Genomic DNA, 17,445 nt, shown 5'->3' with positions numbered 1-17,445 from the left:
CGATGGCCGGTTCAGCGGTCGAGGGCTGCAGAGAGGGTGGGGTGGATGTCGAACAGCGTGGTGGCCCCGGTGATGTCGAGGCGGCGTTGGAAGGACGGGCTGAGGGGGCCGACGAGCGCCACGCCCGGCGCCGGGCGTGCGCTGATGAGCAGGGCCAGCAGTTCCGCGTTGCCGAAGCGGAGACCACCGAGGTCGACGACGAGCGGGAGGCCGGTAGCGGCGGCTCGGGCGAAGTCGACGTCGAGGCCGTCGGTGGTGGTGAAGTCGACCGTACCGCGCAGCATGAGCGCCGTCGCCTCCGCGGAACCACAAGACCACCGCATCCGGGGCCTCGTCGTCGCTCAGCTCCGAACCGGTCGCTTGCTTGATCGCCCCAAGCAGCTGCCTGCGACTTCGCCGGCCCGGCCTCGTGGACCTGTGCCACCAGCGGTGGGGGCACCAGAAGTGCGGGATCGGGCAGGTGGGGCTCTTGAGGCTGAAGGCTTCTTACCGGTCGGTGTGGATGGCGGGGTTGGTGGTGGCCCACGACGCGAGGAAGCGCAGGGCTTGACTCGATGGTGTCCCTGGCGGGGCGGACAGGACCATGAGGGACTGGTCGGGGTCGTGGGGAAAGGTGAGGATCTGCCAGTCGAGGTCGAGGTCGCCGGCCACAGGGTGCCGGTAGCTCTTGGTTCCGAAGGTCTTGTGGGCGACGTCGTGGGTGGCCCACCAGCGGCGGAAGTCCTCGTCGCGGACGGACAGTTCGCCGACGAGTGCCTGGAGAGCGGAGTCGGTGGGTGTGAGGGCGGCGTCCATGCGGACGAAGGAGACGCAGGCACGGGCGCTGGATTCCCAGTCCGCGTAGAGGCTGCGGACGCCGGGGTCGAGGAAGGTGAGGCGCAGGAGGTTACGTTCGGCGGGAGGCAGGGCGGCGAAGTCGGTGTAGAGGGCGACGGCGAGGGTGTTCCAGGCCAGCACGCTCATGTGGCGGCCGAGGACCAGGGCGGGGGTGTCGGCCAGGTTGTCGAGCAGCAGCTGGGTCTGGTTGCGCACCCGCGTGTCGTGGTGCGGTCGGGCACGGCTTCGGGTGGCGTGCTTGTCGGCGAGCTGGTGGAGGTAGCTGGTCTGGTCCGCGTCCAGGTGCAGGGCGCGTGCGATCGAGTCGAGTGCGGCGGGTGAGGCCGAGGGGAGTCGTCCTTGTTCGAGGCGGGTGTAGTACTCGTTGCTGATCGCCGCGAGTTGAGCGACCTCTTCGCGGCGAAGGCCGGGGACGCGGCGCAGGTGTCCGGTGGGCAGGCCGCATAGGTCCGGGCTGATGTCGGCTCGGCGGGCCCGCAGGAAGTCACCCAGCTCGTTGTTCCTGCCTCTGCTGGCACTCATCGTTTCCATTGTCGCTCAGCGGAGGGGTGTGCGCTTGCCCTGCCTGCGAGCGCTGTGCGGGGTGGGGGGTAACAGATGTGGCCTGGTAGCGGCGGCCCGCGCGTGTGAGCGTGGAGGCGTCCTGGAATGAGGGACGGGAGTCGTGATGCGGGCAGTCCTGTCGAGCGGGTCCGCAGGCGTGGTGGTGGCCGATGTGCCGTGGCCGGAGCCTGGGCACCACCAGGTGCTGGTGCGTGTCTCGGCGGCCGGTGTCAATCCCGTCGACGTGGACGCCGGCCGGACGGGTCCTTTCGATCGCGTCCTGGGCTGGGAGGCCGCAGGGGTCGCTGAAGCGGTGGGCGAGGACGTGCGCGGAGTTCGGGTGGGGGACGCGGTCATGGGGTGGACCTATTGGTTCTCCAGTGGGCGGGGCTGCCAGGCGCAGTACTGCGTCCTCGACGCCTCGGAGGTGTCGGCGGCCCCGCGGCAGGTGGATGCCGCGCAGGCTGCGACGGTGCCGCTGAACGGGAGCACTGCCTGGCAGGCGCTGCTGGAGCTGGGCGTGCAGCCGGGTGAGTCGTTGCTGGTGATGGGTGCTGCGGGTTCGATCGGGGGTTTCGCCATCGATCTCGCTGTCGGGAAGGGCTGTGAGGTGTGGGGCGTGGCTGCCGCGCGGGATGCCGATTTTGTCGGCGCGCGCGGGGCGCACTTCGTCGACCGCGCCGATGCTCTGCGCGGCGGCGGTGCTCTGCCCAGCGGCGGCGTCGACGCGGTGCTGGCGACCGCGCCGGTCGACGAGGCGTGGCAGACCGCGGTCCGTCCGGACGGCCGGTTCCTGAGCACGGTAGGCCAGACGCTGCCCCGCACGGCCTGCGGGTTCCTGAACGCCCATCCCGACGCCGGTCAGCTGGGCGAGCTGGCTCAGGTGGTCGACAGCGGCGAGCTGCGGACGCGGGTGGCGCAGCGGTATCCGCTCGCCGATGCCGTCGTGGCCTACGCGGACGCGGCAGCGCCGGCGGTGCGCGGACGCCTGGTCCTCACCCCCTGACCACTGGCCCGGCCCCGCCTACGAGCAGAACGCGAAACAGTGAACACAACGAGTGAACCGGAGAACGACATGTCCGCCGTTGAGAGCGTGACCTTCAAGAACAAGACACTGGACGTCGCCGCCGACGTGTACTTTCCCGACGGCTTCGACTCCTCCCGCACGTACCCGGCCATCGTCAGCGCCCACCCCATCGGCAGCTGCAAGGAGCAGACGTCCGGCAACGTCTACGGCAAGGCCCTGGCCGAGCAGGGATACGTGGTGCTCGCCTTCGACGCCACCCACCAGGGCGCCAGCGGCGGAGAGCCCCGCTACATCGAGGACCCCGGCCTGCGCGTGGAGGACTTCCGCTGCGCGGCGGACTACCTGGTCACCCTCGACTACGTCGACGAGGACCGCATCGGGGTTCTCGGCATCTGCGGAGGCGGCGGCTACGCCGCGACCGCGACCATGACCGACCGGCGCTTCAAAGCCCTGGGCACCGTCGCAGCCGTCAACTACGGCCGGATGATGCGCGAGGGCGACCTCTCCCCCGACTCCGCCATCAAGACGCTGGACGCCGTCGCCCAGCAGCGCACCGCCGAAGCCCGCGGCGCCGAGGCCCGCGTCGACGACGTGCTGCCCTCCTCCCCGGAGAAGGCCGAGGAACTCGGCATCAAGGCTCTCGACGTGGTGGAAGCGACCAAGTACTACCGCACGCCCCGCGGACAGCAGCCCCACGGAGTGAACCGGTCGCTGTTCTCGCACGCCGGCCCCGCGATCGGCTACGACGCCTTCCACCTCGCCGAGCATCTGCTGACCCAGCCCCTCCAGATCATCGTCGGGGGCGTTCCGGGCGAGTTCGGCTCCTACCGCGACGGCTTCGACCTGTTCAACCGGGCCAGGTCCACCCAGAAGGACATCGTCGTCGTGCCCGGGCAGTCCCACTACGACATGTACTGGAAGCCCGAAGCCACCCAGCAGGCCCTCGACACGCTCATCCCCTTCTACAACAAGAACCTCTGACCCGAGGCCATCCTGGCAGCGGACCCGGGCCGCCACGGCGCACCGTCGTGGCGGCCCGCGCCGTTCCGCCACCCGGTTTTCCGCGCGCATCCTCGAGGGCCAGCATGAGTGACACGCCTGTCCGTACCGGCCACGGCCGGCACACCGCGATCCTGACCCGCATGGTCGCCCGCAGACGAGACGAGGAGCACCGCGCGGCCACTCCGCTGGAACTGTTCTTCGACCTCTGCTTCGTCGTCGCCGTCTCCCAAGCCGGGGCCCGCCTCGTGCACGCAGTCGCCGAGGGCGATCCCGCGCACGGCGTCACCGGTTACCTGTTCGTGTTCTTCGCGATCTGGTGGGCCTGGGTCAACTTCACATGGTTCGCGTCCGCCTACGACTGCGATGACGTCCCCTACCGCCTGGCCACCCTGGTGCAGATCGCCGGCGTGCTGGTGCTCGCCGCCGGCATCCCCCGCGCCTTCGACGGCGACTACACACTGGCCGTGGCGGGTTACCTGATCATGCGTGTCGCACTGACCGGCCAGTGGCTGCGCGCCGCCCGAGGCGAGCGCGGCCCCGCGCGGCGGGCGGCCCTGCAGTACGCGGCCGGTCTCATGGTCGTCCAGGCCGGATGGGTCGTCCTCCTTCTGCTCCCGGACGCCGCCTGGTGGTGGGGGTTCGTACCCCTGGTCGTCGCCGACCTGGCCGTCCCCGCGGTCGCCGAGCGCACCCACCCCACCCCCTGGCACCCGCACCACATCGCCGAACGCTACGGCCTCTTCACCATCATCGTGCTGGGCGAGAGCATCCTCGCCGCCTCCACGGCGGTCAGGGCCGCCCTGGACGAGCACACCGCCCTCGGCGAGCTGCTGCCCATCGCAGCAGGCGGGCTGGTGATCGTCTTCTGCGCCTTCTGGATCTACTTCGCCTCCCCCACCCACGAGTACCTGGCCGGTGTACGCAGGCCCCTGTGGTGGGGATACGGCCACTACGTGATCTTCGGCTCGGCAGCCGCGATCGGCGCCGGCATCGAGGTCGCCGTCGAACAGGCCACCCACCACGCCCACATCTCCACCCTCGCCGCCTCGTTCGCCGTGACCGCACCCACCGCACTTTTCATGATCACCGTGTGGCTCGTTCACACCAGACACTTCAAGCACGGCGCGGCCCAGCACCTCGTCCTGCCCGCCGGAGCCGTCCTCGTACTCGCGACCACCTTCGCCGGCCGCTGGGCCGTCCCCCTCGCCAGCCTCGCCGCAGCACTCACCGTCGCCACGGGCTTGTACCTCACCACCCAGAACAGCCGTGCACCCCACCACACCACCACCGGCTGAGCGGCCTCGCCTGACCGAAGGCAGGACATCCGAGACGGCGCCGGCCCCGAACCGACCACGCGCCCGCTACGCGCCGAACAGCGGCACGGAAGCGGCCGACAGGTCGGGACGGGTCCGGTGGAGACGTACCGGGTGCCGCCACCGGCCGGCCGCATCGCGGGCGACGTCCACGTCGACCTCCACCACCAGCTGCGGGTCGACGAGCGTGACGTCCAGGACGTCGCGGCTGCCCCACCCGACCGTGAACGTGCGCCCCGTACACGGATGCCCACCCGCCGCCGGCAGCAGCACTCCCTCCAGGGAACGCGTCACCGCGCGGGCGAGGGATGTAGTGCGGCCGGTGTAGCGGAGCGCGCCCGCGTCGTCGTAGCGACCGAGGAGCAGAGTGCGGGGCGCGGCGGGCGGGCCGGTGACCGCGCCGACGAGGGCGTCCTCGGTGGCGCGGACCTTGTACTTGGCCCACGCTCTCGCGCCTCCGCGGTAGGGCTCGGTCAGCCTCTTGAAGCAGAGGCCTTCGAGCCCGGCGGACGTCCATTCCAGCCAGGCGCGGGCGGTGGCCGGGTCGGTGGTCGACGGGCACAGCGTGAACGGCGCGGACAGACCCCGCTCCGCGAACAGGGCCTCCAGGGCCGCGCGGCGCTCGCTGTAGGAGCGGGGTGTGAGGTCGGTGCCCTCCAGGCACAGCAGGTCGAAGACGACCAGTTCCCTGTTAGATCTGCGTGTTGAAGCGGATCGGCAGGGGTGTCTTCAGTGGTTGATTGGCGGGTCTTTTGGGTGCCGGAGCACGGGGCGCCCTCCATGCGGCTGCAGAAGATGCTGCAACGCGAGGGGCTGGGCTGGCGCGAGGAGACGGGTGGGCGCCCAGGAGACCCGATCATGCTGTCGCCGGACTACCGGGTGGATACGGAGCTGAGCAACTATCTGTGCCGCTCGTCATTCGCTCGTCTGAGTGGTGAGACGAAGCGCAACTACACGGACGACTACCGGATCTTCTTCAACTTTCTGTGGCGACGGGGCAGATGGTGGCACGAAGCCGAATCGGACGATCTCTGGGATTTCGAGGACTGGCGGATGCGGTCTTCGGACAATCCTGCGCCGGTGGGCGGGGCACGGTGGAACCGCGGTCTGGCTGCCCTGAGCCGGTTGTACGGATGGGGCGTGAGCGCCGGAGTTGTTGCCCGCTCGCCGGTAGTGACGCGGGAGGTGCGGGGCCGCTTCGGGGGTGTGGTCAAGGTTCCGGAGGCGCGGGCAGTCCGGGCACGCAGCAGCAATGTGCACTGGCTGACACCGCGGGCGTTTCGTGTGTGGCTGGAGGTAGGGCTGCGCAGGCACTCTCCGGAGGGGGGCCCTGAGTCGGGGCGGGCGGGGCGGCTGGAGGCGCGCAACACGGCGTTTGCGGAGCTGCTGTTCTCTTCGGGATTGCGGTTGACGGAAGGCGCTTCGCTGCTCACCTTCGAGATGCCGCGACCGGCGCTTGGCGGGGACCGGTTTTATCCGGGGCGGCTGGCGCGGGCGGTGACGAAGTCGAAACGGGCCCGAACCTTCTACGTGGCAGGCCAGGTGGTCGGGTCGGTCGCGGGCTATGTGGAGTCCTCACGTGCTGCAGTGGTACGCCGGGCGCAACAGGCCAGCCGTTATGAGAAGTTGATGCTGCGGCGCGTGGTGACGGCCGTGACCGGGAGACGGCAGCGGGTGTTGCACTGGCGTGATGCGCAAGGCAGGCAGGGGCGGACAGCGCTGGCGGAGGCGGGGGTGGCCGAGCGGATGCGTCTCTATCGCGAGGGTGCACAGGGGTTGGAGCCGCTGTGGCTGTGGCTGAACGAGGCCGGGCTGCCGCTGCGGCCGGCGTCGTGGGAGAACGTCTTTCGCAGCGCCTCGGAACGGTGTGCGCGGGAGCTGGCGGGGCAACTGGCCGAGCCGCCGTTCTGTACACCGCACATGTGCCGGCACTCCTTCGCCCTGCACATGCTGGTGGTACTGCATCACCTGATGGACCGGCGGATGGGCTTGAGCGTGCAGGAGCGTCGGGACTTCCAGCTGCTGTACGGGGATGTGTGGCGGATGGTGCAGGATCTGCTGGGCCATGCGCAGGTGGAGACCACTCGCGACATCTATCTGGCGCCGGTGGCGGACTTGCGGCTGCGGTCGCTGCTGGCCGATCCGGCACCGCTGGCGAAAGGGGCGGCTGCGCCCTCGGTGCAGTGGGTGAGCGAGCTGCTGGCGCGCATCGCCCGCGAGAGCGAGGGTGTGCAGGACGTGGACATCGCGCCGGGGCGCTGGTGAACAGGCGCGGGCGCCGGGCGGTGCTGCCGCAGACGGTGCACCGCCGCGCCCCGGTGTTGGAGGGGCCGGCATTGGTGGTCGAGCACCGCGATGCCGCGGAGCGGGTGCGGAGTTATGACTTCGCCCGGCTGCCCGTCGCGCCCGAGCTGGGCCGCGCCTGGGCGCAGCTGTTCGCGGCCCGGTGCGGGCCGGGCGGTAGCTGGAACTCGGTCCTTTCCAGCACCACGGGCTGGACGATCCTGGCACGCTTCGCTCGTTTCGTGGGTGCCTGGGATCCGCCGCCCGTCGGTTCGGAGGCTTTGACTCCGGCACTGTGGAACGCCTACAGACTCAGCCGCCCCCGCACCGCAACAGGGCTGAACGACTGGCGGTGCTCGCCGCGTTCCTGCGCACGGACCCCGAACTGTCCGGGCCGGTGCGCGAGGCGCTGAGCGGGCGGATGGGGCGCCTGCCGGCGAAGGAAGAAGCCTTCTCGCCGACCGAGTTCGAGCACATCCGCGGCACGGCACGGCGCATGGTCCGCGCCGCCCACCTGCGCATTGTCCACAATCTCGACCTGCTGGAGACCTGGCGCAGCGGCGCGCACCGAGAGGGCAGCATGCAGTGGCTGGTGGGCGAGACACTCGAAGCGCTGGCACACACCGGCTACTGCCCGCCGTGGCCGGTCAGCCGCCCAGGGCTGGTGCCCCACCGGTATGCCAAGGCTCTGGGCGGCGCGGGAGCGGAGGCAACGTGGAAGCGGCTCTTCCTGGGCCGGGAAGAGGTCGCGGCGGTGGCCGTGCTGCTGGCGGCCGAGTTCGGCTGGAACGCCTCCGTCATCTCCCAGCTGCAGGTACCGCGGCTGGTCTCCGCGGTCCCGCAGGCCGGGGCGGGGGCGGTCTACCGCCTTGAGCTGCACAAGATGCGGCGCGGCGCGCGCAGCATGGAGAGCCGCAACCTGACCGACTGGGGTGCCGACTCGCCGGGCCGACTGATCACGACGGTGTTGCAGTGCACCGCTCCGGCCCGCCGGCTGGTGGAAGAAGGAGGTGGCGATGCCGGGCGGCTGCTGATCTGGCGGGAGGCCACCGACAGCCGGCGACGCGCCCAGTGGAGTGAGCTGCGAACGGGGCCGTTCGCCCTGGGCCTGACCGGAAACCAGGTCGAGTCGTGGGGGCGCGCGCACGGGCTTTCAGGCTCCCCGTTGCGGCGGCTGCGCCGCACCGTCAACGTGCTGCACCGGCGCGAGCCGGGACAGAACAGCCAGGACGTGCACGACACGGTGTATGTGCTGCGCGAGCCGCAGGCGCGGCAGGCCGCCGTCCCCGTGATCGCGGCCGGGGTCACCGAGGCGTTGGAGGCCGCCCGCGCCACCGTGGTGCGCGCCCGGCTGACCGCCGCGCACCGGGCGGGAGATCAGCCCACGGTACTGGCCGACTGCGCCGACTTCGCGCACAGCCCGCTTATGCCCGGCACCGAGGGCTGCCGCGCCTCGTTCCTGCTGTGCACGGCCTGCCCCAACGCCCGCGTCCACCCCGGCCACCACCCGCGCCTGGCCTACCTGCAACGGGCCATCGACAGCCTGCGCCCGGTGCTGCCCGCCGAGGTGTGGGAGGCCGAGTGGCGCGACCCTGTACTGCGGCTGGCAGACCTGCGCGCCCGCGTGGGCGAGAGTTCCTGGCTGCGCGCCCGAGCCGCGGTCACCGCCGACGAGCGCGCCGTGATCGATGCGCTGATGAAAGGCCATCTGGATCCGTGACCCACCCAGCCGCCGGCCTGCCGGCCGTCCTGCCCGGGCCCGGGAGTCCGGCCTTCCTTCCCGAGCGCATCGTCGCCGCCCACCACGGGCCGCCGCCTCGCTACGCGGATGCGGTCTGGTCCCTGGCCGCGTTGGAGGGCAACCCCTCCAGTAACCCGGTGCGGATCTTCTGGAACACCTATCCCGCGCCCCTGCGCGAGCAATTCCGGCTCCTGGCCTGGTCTCTCATCAACCGGGAGCTGCCCGGTCACTTCATTGCCGCACGCTCCGCCGCCTGGCGCACCCGGGTCAGCAGCACCGCCATCTACCAGACGCATCTCACCTGGCGGCACCTCGCGCGCTGGCTCCACGCACATGGCGCCTGCGGCCTTGCCGCCTGCACACCGCAGGTCTTCACGGACTTCATCAACCGCTCGGACCAGCCTCGCAGCAGGGTCGAGGTCCAGCACCAACTGACGGCGCTAACCCGGCTGTGGGCCCTGGACACATGGTGCTCGCCCCAGCCCGTCGGCGTGAGTGAGCCGCCCTTCAGCCGCACGGTGGAGGACTTCCTCCCACCGCATCCGGCCGGAGGGGAAAACGCCATCGAACCTCTGGCTCCGGCCACCATGGGACCGCTGCTGATCTGGGCCCTGCGCACCGTCGAAGACTTCGCCGACGACATCCTCACCGCCCACACCGCACGTCAGACCATCACCGCCCAAGCCGCCCGGACTCGCGCCACCCCGGCCGGGCGCACCGCGGTGCGTGCGTACCTGGCCGAACTCGTGGCCCAGCAGCGCCCGCTCCCGGCCACGCTCGCCCTCGGCCGCCCCGCCCTGGCCCAGGCCTATATCGCCGCCCGCACCGGCGCCGCCCCGCACCAGGTACAGCGCGTGATGCGAGAGGAGAGCGAACGCTTGCGCCCCTACCTGCACGCCCACCCCGGCCCCTGCCCTATGGACATTCCCATCACCGGCACCGTCGAAGGCCGGCCGTGGACCGAGGCGATCGACTTCTACGACGCCACCAAACTCTGGCGCCACCTGGGCACCGCTGCCTTCATCGTCGCCAACTACCTCACCGGCATGCGGCCCAGCGAAACCCTCACGCTGCGCCGCGGCGCCTGCCAGATCTCCGAGACGGGCCCGCCCCTGCTGCACGCCCACACCTACAAGACCGCCAAGGCCCCGGACGGCACCCGGCTCGGCAGCGGCCAGCTGCGCGAGACTCCGTGGGTCGCGGTCGGCCCGGTGGTCACGGCCGTCAGCGTGCTGGAGCGCATGACCGGTGCCCGTCCGCTCCTCTTCGATCTCGATAAACACGACCCCGGCGGCCGCCACCATCGCAGCGGCGCGCTCAGCCCGGAGGCGCTGCGCGACCGCATCGAGGCTTTCTGCCTGTGGGCCAATGCCCTCGCCGACAAGCTCGGCAGGCCCGGCGAACGCATCCCTGAAGATCCGCACGGCCCGATCGGCACCGCTCGCTTCCGTCGCACCCTGGCCTGGCACATTGCCCACCGGCCCGGCGGGCTGGTCGCCCTCGCTCTGCAGTACGGGCACCTGCGCACTGCCGTCAGCGCCGGGTACGCCTCCCGCAGCCGCGACGGCATCCACGATCTGCTGGACATCGAGACCGCCCGCGCCACCGCCGACACCCTCACCCGCCTCCACGAGGACCTAGAGAACGGGGACGGCGTCTCCGGACCTGCCGCCCGCCGCGCCCTGCACGCCGCCGCCCAGGCTCCTGTCTTCGTCGGCACCCTGCACACCACCCGTCAGGCTCGCGAGGTCCTGGCCAACCCGCAACTGGCCGTCCACGAGAACCAGCACAGCTACCTGATGTGTATCTACGATCCCGACAAGGCTCTGTGCCACCGCCTCGGACCTCGCCCCCAGGCCCCCACCCTGGAACGCTGCCAGCCCGGCTGCGCCAACATCGTCCGCACCGACCATCACGCGACCCGACTCACCCACGAGGCAGACAGGCTCGAGCAACACGCCGCCAGCCCGCTCACCCCACCGCCTCTGGCCCAGCGCCTGACCACGCGGGCCGTGCGGCTGCGCGATCTCGCCGCCGCGCACTACGACAACCGCATCGCTCAGGAAGAGTCGACCCCGTGACCCCCGCTCCCGACGAACGCGACCGCATCCAAGCCGCCATAGAACGCATCCTGGCTGGTGCTCCTCAGCACTCCAACGGAGCCCTGACCATCGTCGCCCTCGCAACCGAAGCGGGTGTCCCCCGCAACGCCCTCACCCAGCGCCACCTGGACCTGAAGAACCGCTTCTACGAAGCAGTCCGTGCCCGTGGCCAGGCCCCAGAGAGTGAAAGGCGGCTCCGCCAGCAGATCACCAAACTCAAGGAACTACGTGCCCGCGATGGCGAAGAACTTGCCCAGCTGCGCCAGGACGTCGAGCACCTCGTCCGCGCGCTCCACGAACTCTCGTGGACTAACGGCCAGTTGCGTGCAGCGGCGACCCGGGCGAGAGCCCAGATTCGTGCCCTTCCCAGACAGCCCTCATGAGCAACTTCAACGGCATGCACCTCACACGCATCCCGTTTCTTCCGATTCGCCCGTGCCTGTGCCGAGGAAAATACCGCATTGGAGGGTCAACGTGCCCCCGGTACGCCCGGTACCGGATCGTCCGGCTCAGGCCCTGGGACCGAGGTTCTCCCGCGCCCACTGCTCCATCGTGGTCCCGGGGCGTCCCAGGACGGTCTGGACGTCGTCGTGGACGACTGCCTCGAATCCCATGTTGCCGAGCACTGTCTGGCGCATCGTCGCGACAGCGCTCTCCATGTAGAGGCGTTCGGCGGCTGAGGGGACTGAGCTCGCGTACGCGGCCAAGTCGTCGGGGCCCGACACAGAGCACGTGATCTCGGATCCCAGCACCTCGCTGAGGGTCTTGGCGACCTGCGAACCGGTGGCCAGTTCCGTGCTCAGCCAGTAGTTCTTGCCCCCGTGTTCGTCTGGTCCTTGACGCAGCACGGCAGCTGCGACCGCGGCGATGTCTGCGGCGCACACCCATCCGCGTGCGCTCTCCTGCCAGGGGACGTTGAACGAGCCGGTCTCGGCGACCGTGGCCAGCACCGTGTCGGTGATGACAGTGGGGTGCAGGTGCGTCCACGCGATCCCGCTGGCCTCGATGTAGGTCTCGATGAGCTCATGCCAGCTGTAGTGGGGAATGTCGTGGCGTCCGGCGCTGAAGACGCCGAGGTGGACGATGTGGGCCACCCCGGCCTGGGCGGCGGCGTCGACGAACGTCTTGCTCTGGTGGAGCATGTGCGCGGTGTACCCGGTCAGGAGGAAGACCCGGTCGATCCCCTCCAGCGCCTTGGCGAAGTGCTCAGGCCGGTCCAGGTCCAGCAGGACGGCTTCGCGCCCCTGCGTGCGCCACTGCTCGGCGACATCGGCGCGCCGTGTCGCCAGGCGGACTTTAAGTCCCGCGTGGTCCTTGTCCAGCTCGTTGACGAGCTGCGATCCGACTGTTCCGGATGCGCCGATGATCAGGGCTGTTGCCATGGTGGTGCCTTTCGGTTCTGCGGGCGTAACGCCGCCCGCCTGTGCGGGTTCAGGCTGCGGTCGCGTTCTTGGTCAGCGCGTCCATGAGGAGTTCGACGAGCCGGTGGGCCTGCTCCCTGGTGCTGTGTTGTGCCGAGGCGGCGGCGCTGCCCACCAGGAGCAGGGCGTCGCCCGGGGTGATGTCGGCGCGCAGGGAGCCGTCCCGGGCTCCGGCGTCGATCAGGGTGGTGACGGCGTCGTTCAGGAGTGTGTGCGTATGGGCGTAGGGGTCGGCGTCGGAGGCGAGGGCGGCGTTCAGGGCCGCGCACATGTTGCTGTTGGCCATCGCGTGGTCCAGGAAGTGGTCCAGCCATGCCCGGGTGGCCTCGGCGCCGATGCGCCGGGCTGCGAGGTCGCTGGCTTTCTCGCACACGAGGGTGATCTGCCGCGTGTGGGCGGCGACGAGGAGGGCTTCACGTGTCGGAAAGTGCCGGTAGAGGGTGCCGACTCCGACGCCAGCCTGCTTGGCGATGGCGGCCGGCGTGGCCTCCGGGCCCTGCTCGGCGAAGGCCCGCGCGGCGATCTCCAGCAGTCGCTCGCGATTCTGCAGCGCATCACTCCTGGTCCTGCGGGGGGTGGCGGGCATGCGGCATCCTCCTACGATCACCTGAAGCATGTTCCGGAATGCGTTCCGCTTAGAATATTAAGCGGAACGCGTTCCGGAAAAACTGTACACCCTGCTCCGGAGGATGCTGCGTGCGCGATTCGGGCAAGGCGTGAGCTCTGCGGCCCCTAGCCGGGATCGCGCACCCCCGGCGGGCCCGGCGCGGTCACGACCGCCCCTCGATGAGCGCGGCCAGGCGCTCCATCTCGTCCACGTCGTGGTTGCAGCACTGGCCGCAAAGCACCGCCGCGCCTTGGGCGGCCCGGTGAGCCGGATGTCGTGCGGTGCCCAGGAGCCACCGGTGAACTGGCGCCGTTCTTCGGGGTGAGTCAGTCGCACTTCGATCAGCTGATGGAGCAGGTGCGCCGTCGTGGCGGTGAGGTCTCAGCGGCTCAACACGCAGAACTTGACAGAGAAGACCAGGTGCGCGGGCCGGGCCTGCGCGGCCGCGAGCGCGCCGGCACCGCGGCGGCGGGCGAGGCGCTGCTGGAGGCGCTCGAAGGCGAGACGGCCGGACTCCCACACCACCAGCTCGCCGTCGAGGCCGGTGTCCTCGGGCAGCTGCGCGAGGGCGGCCTCACGGACTTCGGGGAACGCACCGGGCATGTCGGTGCCCTGCCGCGAGCGCAGCAGCACCCGGCCGCCCGGGTAGCGGGCGAGCTGGGCGCGGAACCCATCCCACTTGGGCTCCCCCGCGGCGCCTGCTGGCAGATCGGGGCCGGCCACAGGGACGGTGAGCATCGGCTGAGGCAACGTCCAAGTCATGTCGGATGCTTTCCACCCCGCCCTGCCTGTCACTAATCAAACGGCGCGCAGCGTTCTGCCCCACCGCTCTGCGGCCTTGGCGTCGCAGAACTCGCACAGCGGCGAGCGGGCGCCCCGACCGTACTTGTGGGTCGGCCGTCGGCACGCGGCACACGGGCCGCGCTCATCGCCAGGGCAGGTGCGGGCGGAGGTGTCCGGTTCCGTGACGGGTGGCAGTGGGGTGGTCATAGCGGGGTCCTTTTCCCGGCGGCCGACCCCGGCCGCCTCGAACGCAGAATAGAACGCGCCAGGTGCTTCGCGGCTCGCGCCCCGCCGTGGTGTTCAGGAGGCGCGGCGGATGACGGCGGCCGGGCCGATGACGCCCGGGCCGAACTTGTCCCGTACGCGGTCCATGGCGGCTTCGGCGACGAGCCGGGCTTCGCGGCCGTGGTCGAGGCTGATCTGCTGGGCCACCTGGTCGGCGTCCACGAGGTCGTCGCCCTTGAGGACGAGGCCGGTCAGGCGGCCGCGCTGGAGACCGGCGGCGTCGATGATCCGGTAGGCCATCGTGCGCAGGTCCTCGTCGTGGGCGGAGGGCTCGGGCAGGCGGCGGGTCTTCTCCCAGCTGCCGCCGCCGGCGAACTGCAGCGTCAACGACAGCGCGCGGGCGGCCTGGCCGCGTCGGCGCAGCAGCCGCGCGAGCTGGACAACCAGGTCGAGGAGGGCGGCGCGAACGTGAGCGCCGTCCAGGACATGGCCCTCAAAGCGCATTCGGACGGTGGCGGCCGCGGGCAGGGTGCGGGGGACGACCGGGCGGGGGTCGATGCCGCGGGCCCGGTCGGCCGCGAGCCGGCCCGCCTTGCCGCCGAGCAGGCGCTGGACGGTCTCGGACGAGATCGCGGCGAGCAGGCCCACGGTGTGGACGCCGTAGTCGTGCAGAGAGGCGGACTGCTTGGGGCCGATGCCGTGCAGGGCTTCCACCGGCAGCGGCGCCAGCCAGTCCGCGGCGCGGTCGGGCGGGACGGTGAGGACGCCGCCGGGCGGGTCGACCTGGGCGGAGGCGGTGGCGGCGACCGTAATGGACGGGCCGATGCCGACCCGGACGTCGACACCGAGCCGGGTCAGGGTCCTCACCCGCAGCATCTCCCCCAGCCGCTGCACGTCGGAGCCGTGATAGCGCAGCGCGCCCTTCAGCTCCACCAGGGCCGCGGTCGGCGGCAGCGCCTGCACCACCGGCGACAGGCCGGCGAGCAGCTCCAGCACCTGCCGGTAGACGTCCTCGCGGAGACGGTCCAAGCAGCGCACATGCATCACCGTCGGCACCCCGCCCGCCTCGGCGTCCACGCTCGTGTCCACCGCCACCACCTCCCCCACTACGATATAGAACAAGAATTCGAACACGCGAGTGTGACGGAGATGGATCACGGGCCTAGAATCAAAAATGTGTTCGATGACCTGCCGCCCGACCTGGAGCGTCTCCAGACGCTGCGGATCTGGCACGCCCTCTGGGTGCGGCGCATCGACACCCGGATCGCCGCGATCCGGCAGCGGCAGGCCGAAGAGGAGCGCGGCCGCCGCAACCGCCCCGCTCCGCCGGACTGGGTGGTCGAGCTGGGCATCGGCACCGGCCGCCCGCCCGTGAAGGTCCACGCCGGCGACTGCCACATGCTCGGCACTCGCCGCCGCGCCGTCGACCGCAACGAAGCCCGGCGCCTACTCTCCGGAGGCCTGGCCGCATGCGGTCACTGCCAGCCCGACGTCCAGCTGGAAGTCATCGACTGACGCGACACCGCTCCTGGCCGGGGGCCAGCACCATACGCGCGCGCTACTGGTGAAGAGGCAGTGTTCCGTCCGTGCACTACTCCGGCTGTTGGGTCACGGTAGCTCGCGCCGACGACGGTGCAGCAACTGCCGCTTCACACCGACCATGACTCGCCCGATCATGCAGGCGATTCCCGCGCCGCCGGCAGCGATGGTCCAAAAGCCGTCACCAGCCTGGGACGTGTTGAAGTAGAGCCAGCAGCTCAGCCCAAGCAGTACAGCGCTTACGACATTCAGCACTGCGCCGACGACGAGCAGCTGACGACCCCGCCCCGAGAGCTCCGACAGCAGTAGCCACCACCGCCAGAGGAACCACACTCCCCCGGCGGTGAACGCCGCACCCAGAGCGGTGAAGGCGCCGAACGGCACGCCGACCATCAGCCCTACACCCGAGGGCAGGCTAAGCAGCCCTCCTACGAACATGATCGCTCGCACCTGGCCGTCTGAACTCGGTGTTACGTACGCCATGGTGATGACCCTAGGCCAGGCCAGCGAGAAGCCTGGATGGCGGTAGCCAGTCCCGTGCGGCGCCGCCCTGACCGTAGTTGGCAGGCGTTGCCGACTAGGCACGTTTTACTGGTGAAGAGGCAGTGTTCCGGCCTTGCACTATGCGTGGCATCGGCAGCACCCATCACCGGCGGCGGGGCAGGAGCAGACCATTCCAGCATCACCGACCACACCACCTTGCGGTCGTCACCGGACCGCGCTCCAACAAGGGGCCTTGCGCCTGCCCGAGCGTCGGCGGGGGGGATGGGACAGGTTCTCGAGAACGCGACGGCCAGTGACGCGGCTTCCATTAGGTTCGGGCAGGGAGACACAACTGCATGCGCCTCTTGCCATTTGGCAAGAGGCGAGAGAGATGGGGTGGGTGGCTGTGGGTGACGGAAGCGGTTCGGATCAGGGGTGGATGGACCTGGCGGACGCGATCACGCTGTTGCGGGACCAGGTCGCCGAAGCCCAGAACCGGATCGCGGCCCCAACAGGCGACGGTGACCAAGGGGTGCTGTTCACGCTCGGGGAGATCACGCTGGATCTCGGCCTGGAGTTGACCGGCAGTAAGAGCGCCGACGGCGGACTGCGCTGGAGCGTGATCAGCCTGGGGGGCAAGAAGGAAAGCGGCAGCAAGGCCACCCACACGGTGACGGTGAAGCTGACGCCCCACCGACCGGGCGGTGGCGACATCGACGTCAGCGACGAGGAGTAGACCCTCCAGGCACGCGCGAGGGCCGGAGTTGATGGCAAAGAAGGTGGGGGCAGCTGGTGGAGTTCGACCGGCGGGTGCAGATCCGGGTGGACCGGCTGGAGAAGGGGCAGCGGCAGAAGGGGTTCGGCTCGGGGTACCTGGTGGGGCCGCGGCTGGTGCTGACTGCCGCCCACGTGCTCGACCACGCAGACCCTGACGCCGTCAGCCCGGTGACGGTGAGTCTGCCCGACACTGGCGAGCGGCAGTTCCCCGCGGTGGTGCGCTGGCAGCGCATGGACGACACCGTGGACGCCGCGCTGATTGAGATCGTCGACGGCCACGGCTGGCAGGTGCCGCAGTCCCTCAGTGACCTGCTCAGCCGGCCGCCCCAGCGCTACGGACTCATCATCGGAACCCGCCCCCACCTGGTCACCGCGAGTGGCTTCCCCCGTCTACAGAAGGAGACCACGGACGGCCGGCGGCTGGATGAGCAGTTCGTCGGCCATATCGCCCCAGGTACCGGCTCCCTGGTCGGCCGCTACGAACTGACCGGCACCGACCCCACCCCCGCCGCCGCAACAGGCACCCACGGCAGTGGGAGCCGCTGGTCGGGGATGTCCGGCGCCGCCGTCCTCGCCCACGACGGCTACGGCTCGGATCTGCTGTGCGGCGTCATGCGCCGCGACCGCCAGGCCGACAACGGCACCCGCCTGACCGCCACCCCCGCCGCCCGACTCCTCGCCGACGATGCCTTCCGCGCCCTCATCACCGAGCACACCGGCAGGGAGCCCGTCCTCGAACCGGTCGAACCCGCCGCCCTTCTC

The 17,445-nt window shown here is 70.6% G+C and carries 18 protein-coding genes and 1 pseudogene; 10 read left to right on the top strand and 9 right to left on the bottom strand.

All coding sequences use genetic code 11. The features are described from left to right. Nucleotides 1-11 precede the first annotated feature (11 nt). Both DMH12_RS17220 and DMH12_RS17215 read right to left on the bottom strand, forming a co-directional pair. Complete coding sequence (locus DMH12_RS17220) at nt 12-284, bottom strand: anti-sigma factor antagonist (RefSeq protein ID WP_125492463.1); 273 nt, start codon at nt 282-284, stop codon at nt 12-14. Nucleotides 285-486: 202 nt separating this feature from the next. Continuing rightward, complete coding sequence (locus DMH12_RS17215; RefSeq protein WP_125492462.1) at nt 487-1,359, bottom strand: helix-turn-helix domain-containing protein; 873 nt, start codon at nt 1,357-1,359, stop codon at nt 487-489. A 145-nt stretch (nt 1,360-1,504) separates the two neighbouring features. On the opposite strand from DMH12_RS17215, the gene DMH12_RS17210 reads away from it, so the two are divergent. From DMH12_RS17210 to DMH12_RS17200, 3 genes are all read left to right on the top strand, one after another. After that, a complete protein-coding gene (locus DMH12_RS17210) occupies nt 1,505-2,386 on the top strand; it encodes an NADP-dependent oxidoreductase (RefSeq protein WP_125492461.1) in 882 nt (293 codons plus the stop codon). 69 nt (nt 2,387-2,455) lie between these two features. After that, complete coding sequence (locus DMH12_RS17205; RefSeq protein WP_125492460.1) at nt 2,456-3,388, top strand: alpha/beta hydrolase; 933 nt, start codon at nt 2,456-2,458, stop codon at nt 3,386-3,388. A gap of 104 nt (nt 3,389-3,492) precedes the next feature. Continuing rightward, nucleotides 3,493-4,704: a low temperature requirement protein A gene (locus DMH12_RS17200; protein ID WP_125492459.1), complete on the top strand. Its 1,212-nt coding sequence runs from the start codon at nt 3,493-3,495 to the stop codon at nt 4,702-4,704. A 66-nt stretch (nt 4,705-4,770) separates the two neighbouring features. Here the strand turns inward: DMH12_RS17200 and DMH12_RS39805 are convergent, their stop codons facing one another. Together DMH12_RS39805 and DMH12_RS39800 are read right to left on the bottom strand one after the other, a co-directional pair. Then, a complete protein-coding gene (locus DMH12_RS39805; protein WP_260474239.1) occupies nt 4,771-5,016 on the bottom strand; it encodes a hypothetical protein in 246 nt (81 codons plus the stop codon). Between the two features lie 147 nt (nt 5,017-5,163). Then, nucleotides 5,164-5,412 (bottom strand): annotated as a pseudogene (locus DMH12_RS39800) (ATP-dependent DNA ligase); the annotation flags it as partial. A gap of 90 nt (nt 5,413-5,502) precedes the next feature. Between DMH12_RS39800 and DMH12_RS17190 the strand changes: the two are divergent. The 4 genes from DMH12_RS17190 to DMH12_RS17175 all read left to right on the top strand — a co-directional run bounded on the left by DMH12_RS17190 (nt 5,503) and on the right by DMH12_RS17175 (nt 11,231). Beyond that, the gene (locus DMH12_RS17190; protein WP_260474238.1) at nt 5,503-6,987 is read left to right on the top strand and encodes an integrase; all 1,485 of its coding nucleotides are present in this window, start codon (nt 5,503-5,505) and stop codon (nt 6,985-6,987) included. A gap of 370 nt (nt 6,988-7,357) precedes the next feature. Beyond that, nucleotides 7,358-8,725 (top strand): hypothetical protein, encoded by a 1,368-nt coding sequence (locus DMH12_RS17185; RefSeq protein ID WP_125492457.1) that lies wholly within the window; start codon nt 7,358-7,360, stop codon nt 8,723-8,725. Then, nucleotides 8,722-10,827, top strand: a complete 2,106-nt coding sequence (locus tag DMH12_RS17180; RefSeq protein WP_125492456.1) for an integrase — start codon at nt 8,722-8,724, stop codon at nt 10,825-10,827. Before DMH12_RS17185 ends, DMH12_RS17180 begins: the two co-directional genes overlap by 4 nt. Then, the gene (locus DMH12_RS17175) at nt 10,824-11,231 is read left to right on the top strand and encodes a hypothetical protein (protein WP_185832370.1); all 408 of its coding nucleotides are present in this window, start codon (nt 10,824-10,826) and stop codon (nt 11,229-11,231) included. The genes DMH12_RS17180 and DMH12_RS17175 overlap by 4 nt, the downstream gene beginning before the upstream one ends. Nucleotides 11,232-11,357: 126 nt before the next feature. Here the strand turns inward: DMH12_RS17175 and DMH12_RS17170 are convergent, their stop codons facing one another. The 4 genes from DMH12_RS17170 to DMH12_RS17150 form a co-directional block, all read right to left on the bottom strand. Next, the gene (locus DMH12_RS17170) at nt 11,358-12,230 is read right to left on the bottom strand and encodes an NmrA family NAD(P)-binding protein (protein WP_125492455.1); all 873 of its coding nucleotides are present in this window, start codon (nt 12,228-12,230) and stop codon (nt 11,358-11,360) included. Nucleotides 12,231-12,279: 49 nt separating this feature from the next. Beyond that, nucleotides 12,280-12,855: a TetR/AcrR family transcriptional regulator gene (locus DMH12_RS17165; protein ID WP_125492454.1), complete on the bottom strand. Its 576-nt coding sequence runs from the start codon at nt 12,853-12,855 to the stop codon at nt 12,280-12,282. A 402-nt stretch (nt 12,856-13,257) separates the two neighbouring features. Next, nucleotides 13,258-13,614, bottom strand: a complete 357-nt coding sequence (locus DMH12_RS17160; RefSeq protein ID WP_260474237.1) for a hypothetical protein — start codon at nt 13,612-13,614, stop codon at nt 13,258-13,260. Nucleotides 13,615-13,959: 345 nt separating this feature from the next. Beyond that, nucleotides 13,960-14,928, bottom strand: a complete 969-nt coding sequence (locus DMH12_RS17150; protein ID WP_125492483.1) for a hypothetical protein — start codon at nt 14,926-14,928, stop codon at nt 13,960-13,962. Between the two features lie 132 nt (nt 14,929-15,060). Here DMH12_RS17150 and DMH12_RS17145 point away from each other — a divergent pair, with 132 nt between their 5' ends. Then, nucleotides 15,061-15,399 carry a DUF6233 domain-containing protein gene (locus DMH12_RS17145; protein ID WP_185832368.1) on the top strand — a complete coding sequence of 113 codons (339 nt, stop codon included), beginning with the start codon at nt 15,061-15,063 and terminating at the stop codon, nt 15,397-15,399. A 93-nt stretch (nt 15,400-15,492) separates the two neighbouring features. Here the strand turns inward: DMH12_RS17145 and DMH12_RS17140 are convergent, their stop codons facing one another. Continuing rightward, nucleotides 15,493-15,906, bottom strand: coding sequence for a hypothetical protein (locus tag DMH12_RS17140; RefSeq protein WP_125492452.1), 414 nt, complete (start codon nt 15,904-15,906; stop codon nt 15,493-15,495). A gap of 439 nt (nt 15,907-16,345) precedes the next feature. Here DMH12_RS17140 and DMH12_RS17135 point away from each other — a divergent pair, with 439 nt between their 5' ends. After that, nucleotides 16,346-16,642 (top strand): trypco2 family protein, encoded by a 297-nt coding sequence (locus tag DMH12_RS17135; RefSeq protein WP_237546091.1) that lies wholly within the window; start codon nt 16,346-16,348, stop codon nt 16,640-16,642. A 56-nt stretch (nt 16,643-16,698) separates the two neighbouring features. After that, on the top strand, nt 16,699-17,445 hold a 747-nt coding region (locus DMH12_RS17130; RefSeq protein ID WP_148107530.1), incomplete at its 3' end, for a trypsin-like peptidase domain-containing protein.

It is taken from the genome of Streptomyces sp. WAC 04229, assembly GCF_003947455.1.
Lineage (GTDB): Bacteria > Actinomycetota > Actinomycetes > Streptomycetales > Streptomycetaceae > Streptomyces.
The sequence above is the reverse complement of the archived record's forward strand: the minus strand, read 5'-3'. Positions and strand labels throughout refer to the sequence as shown.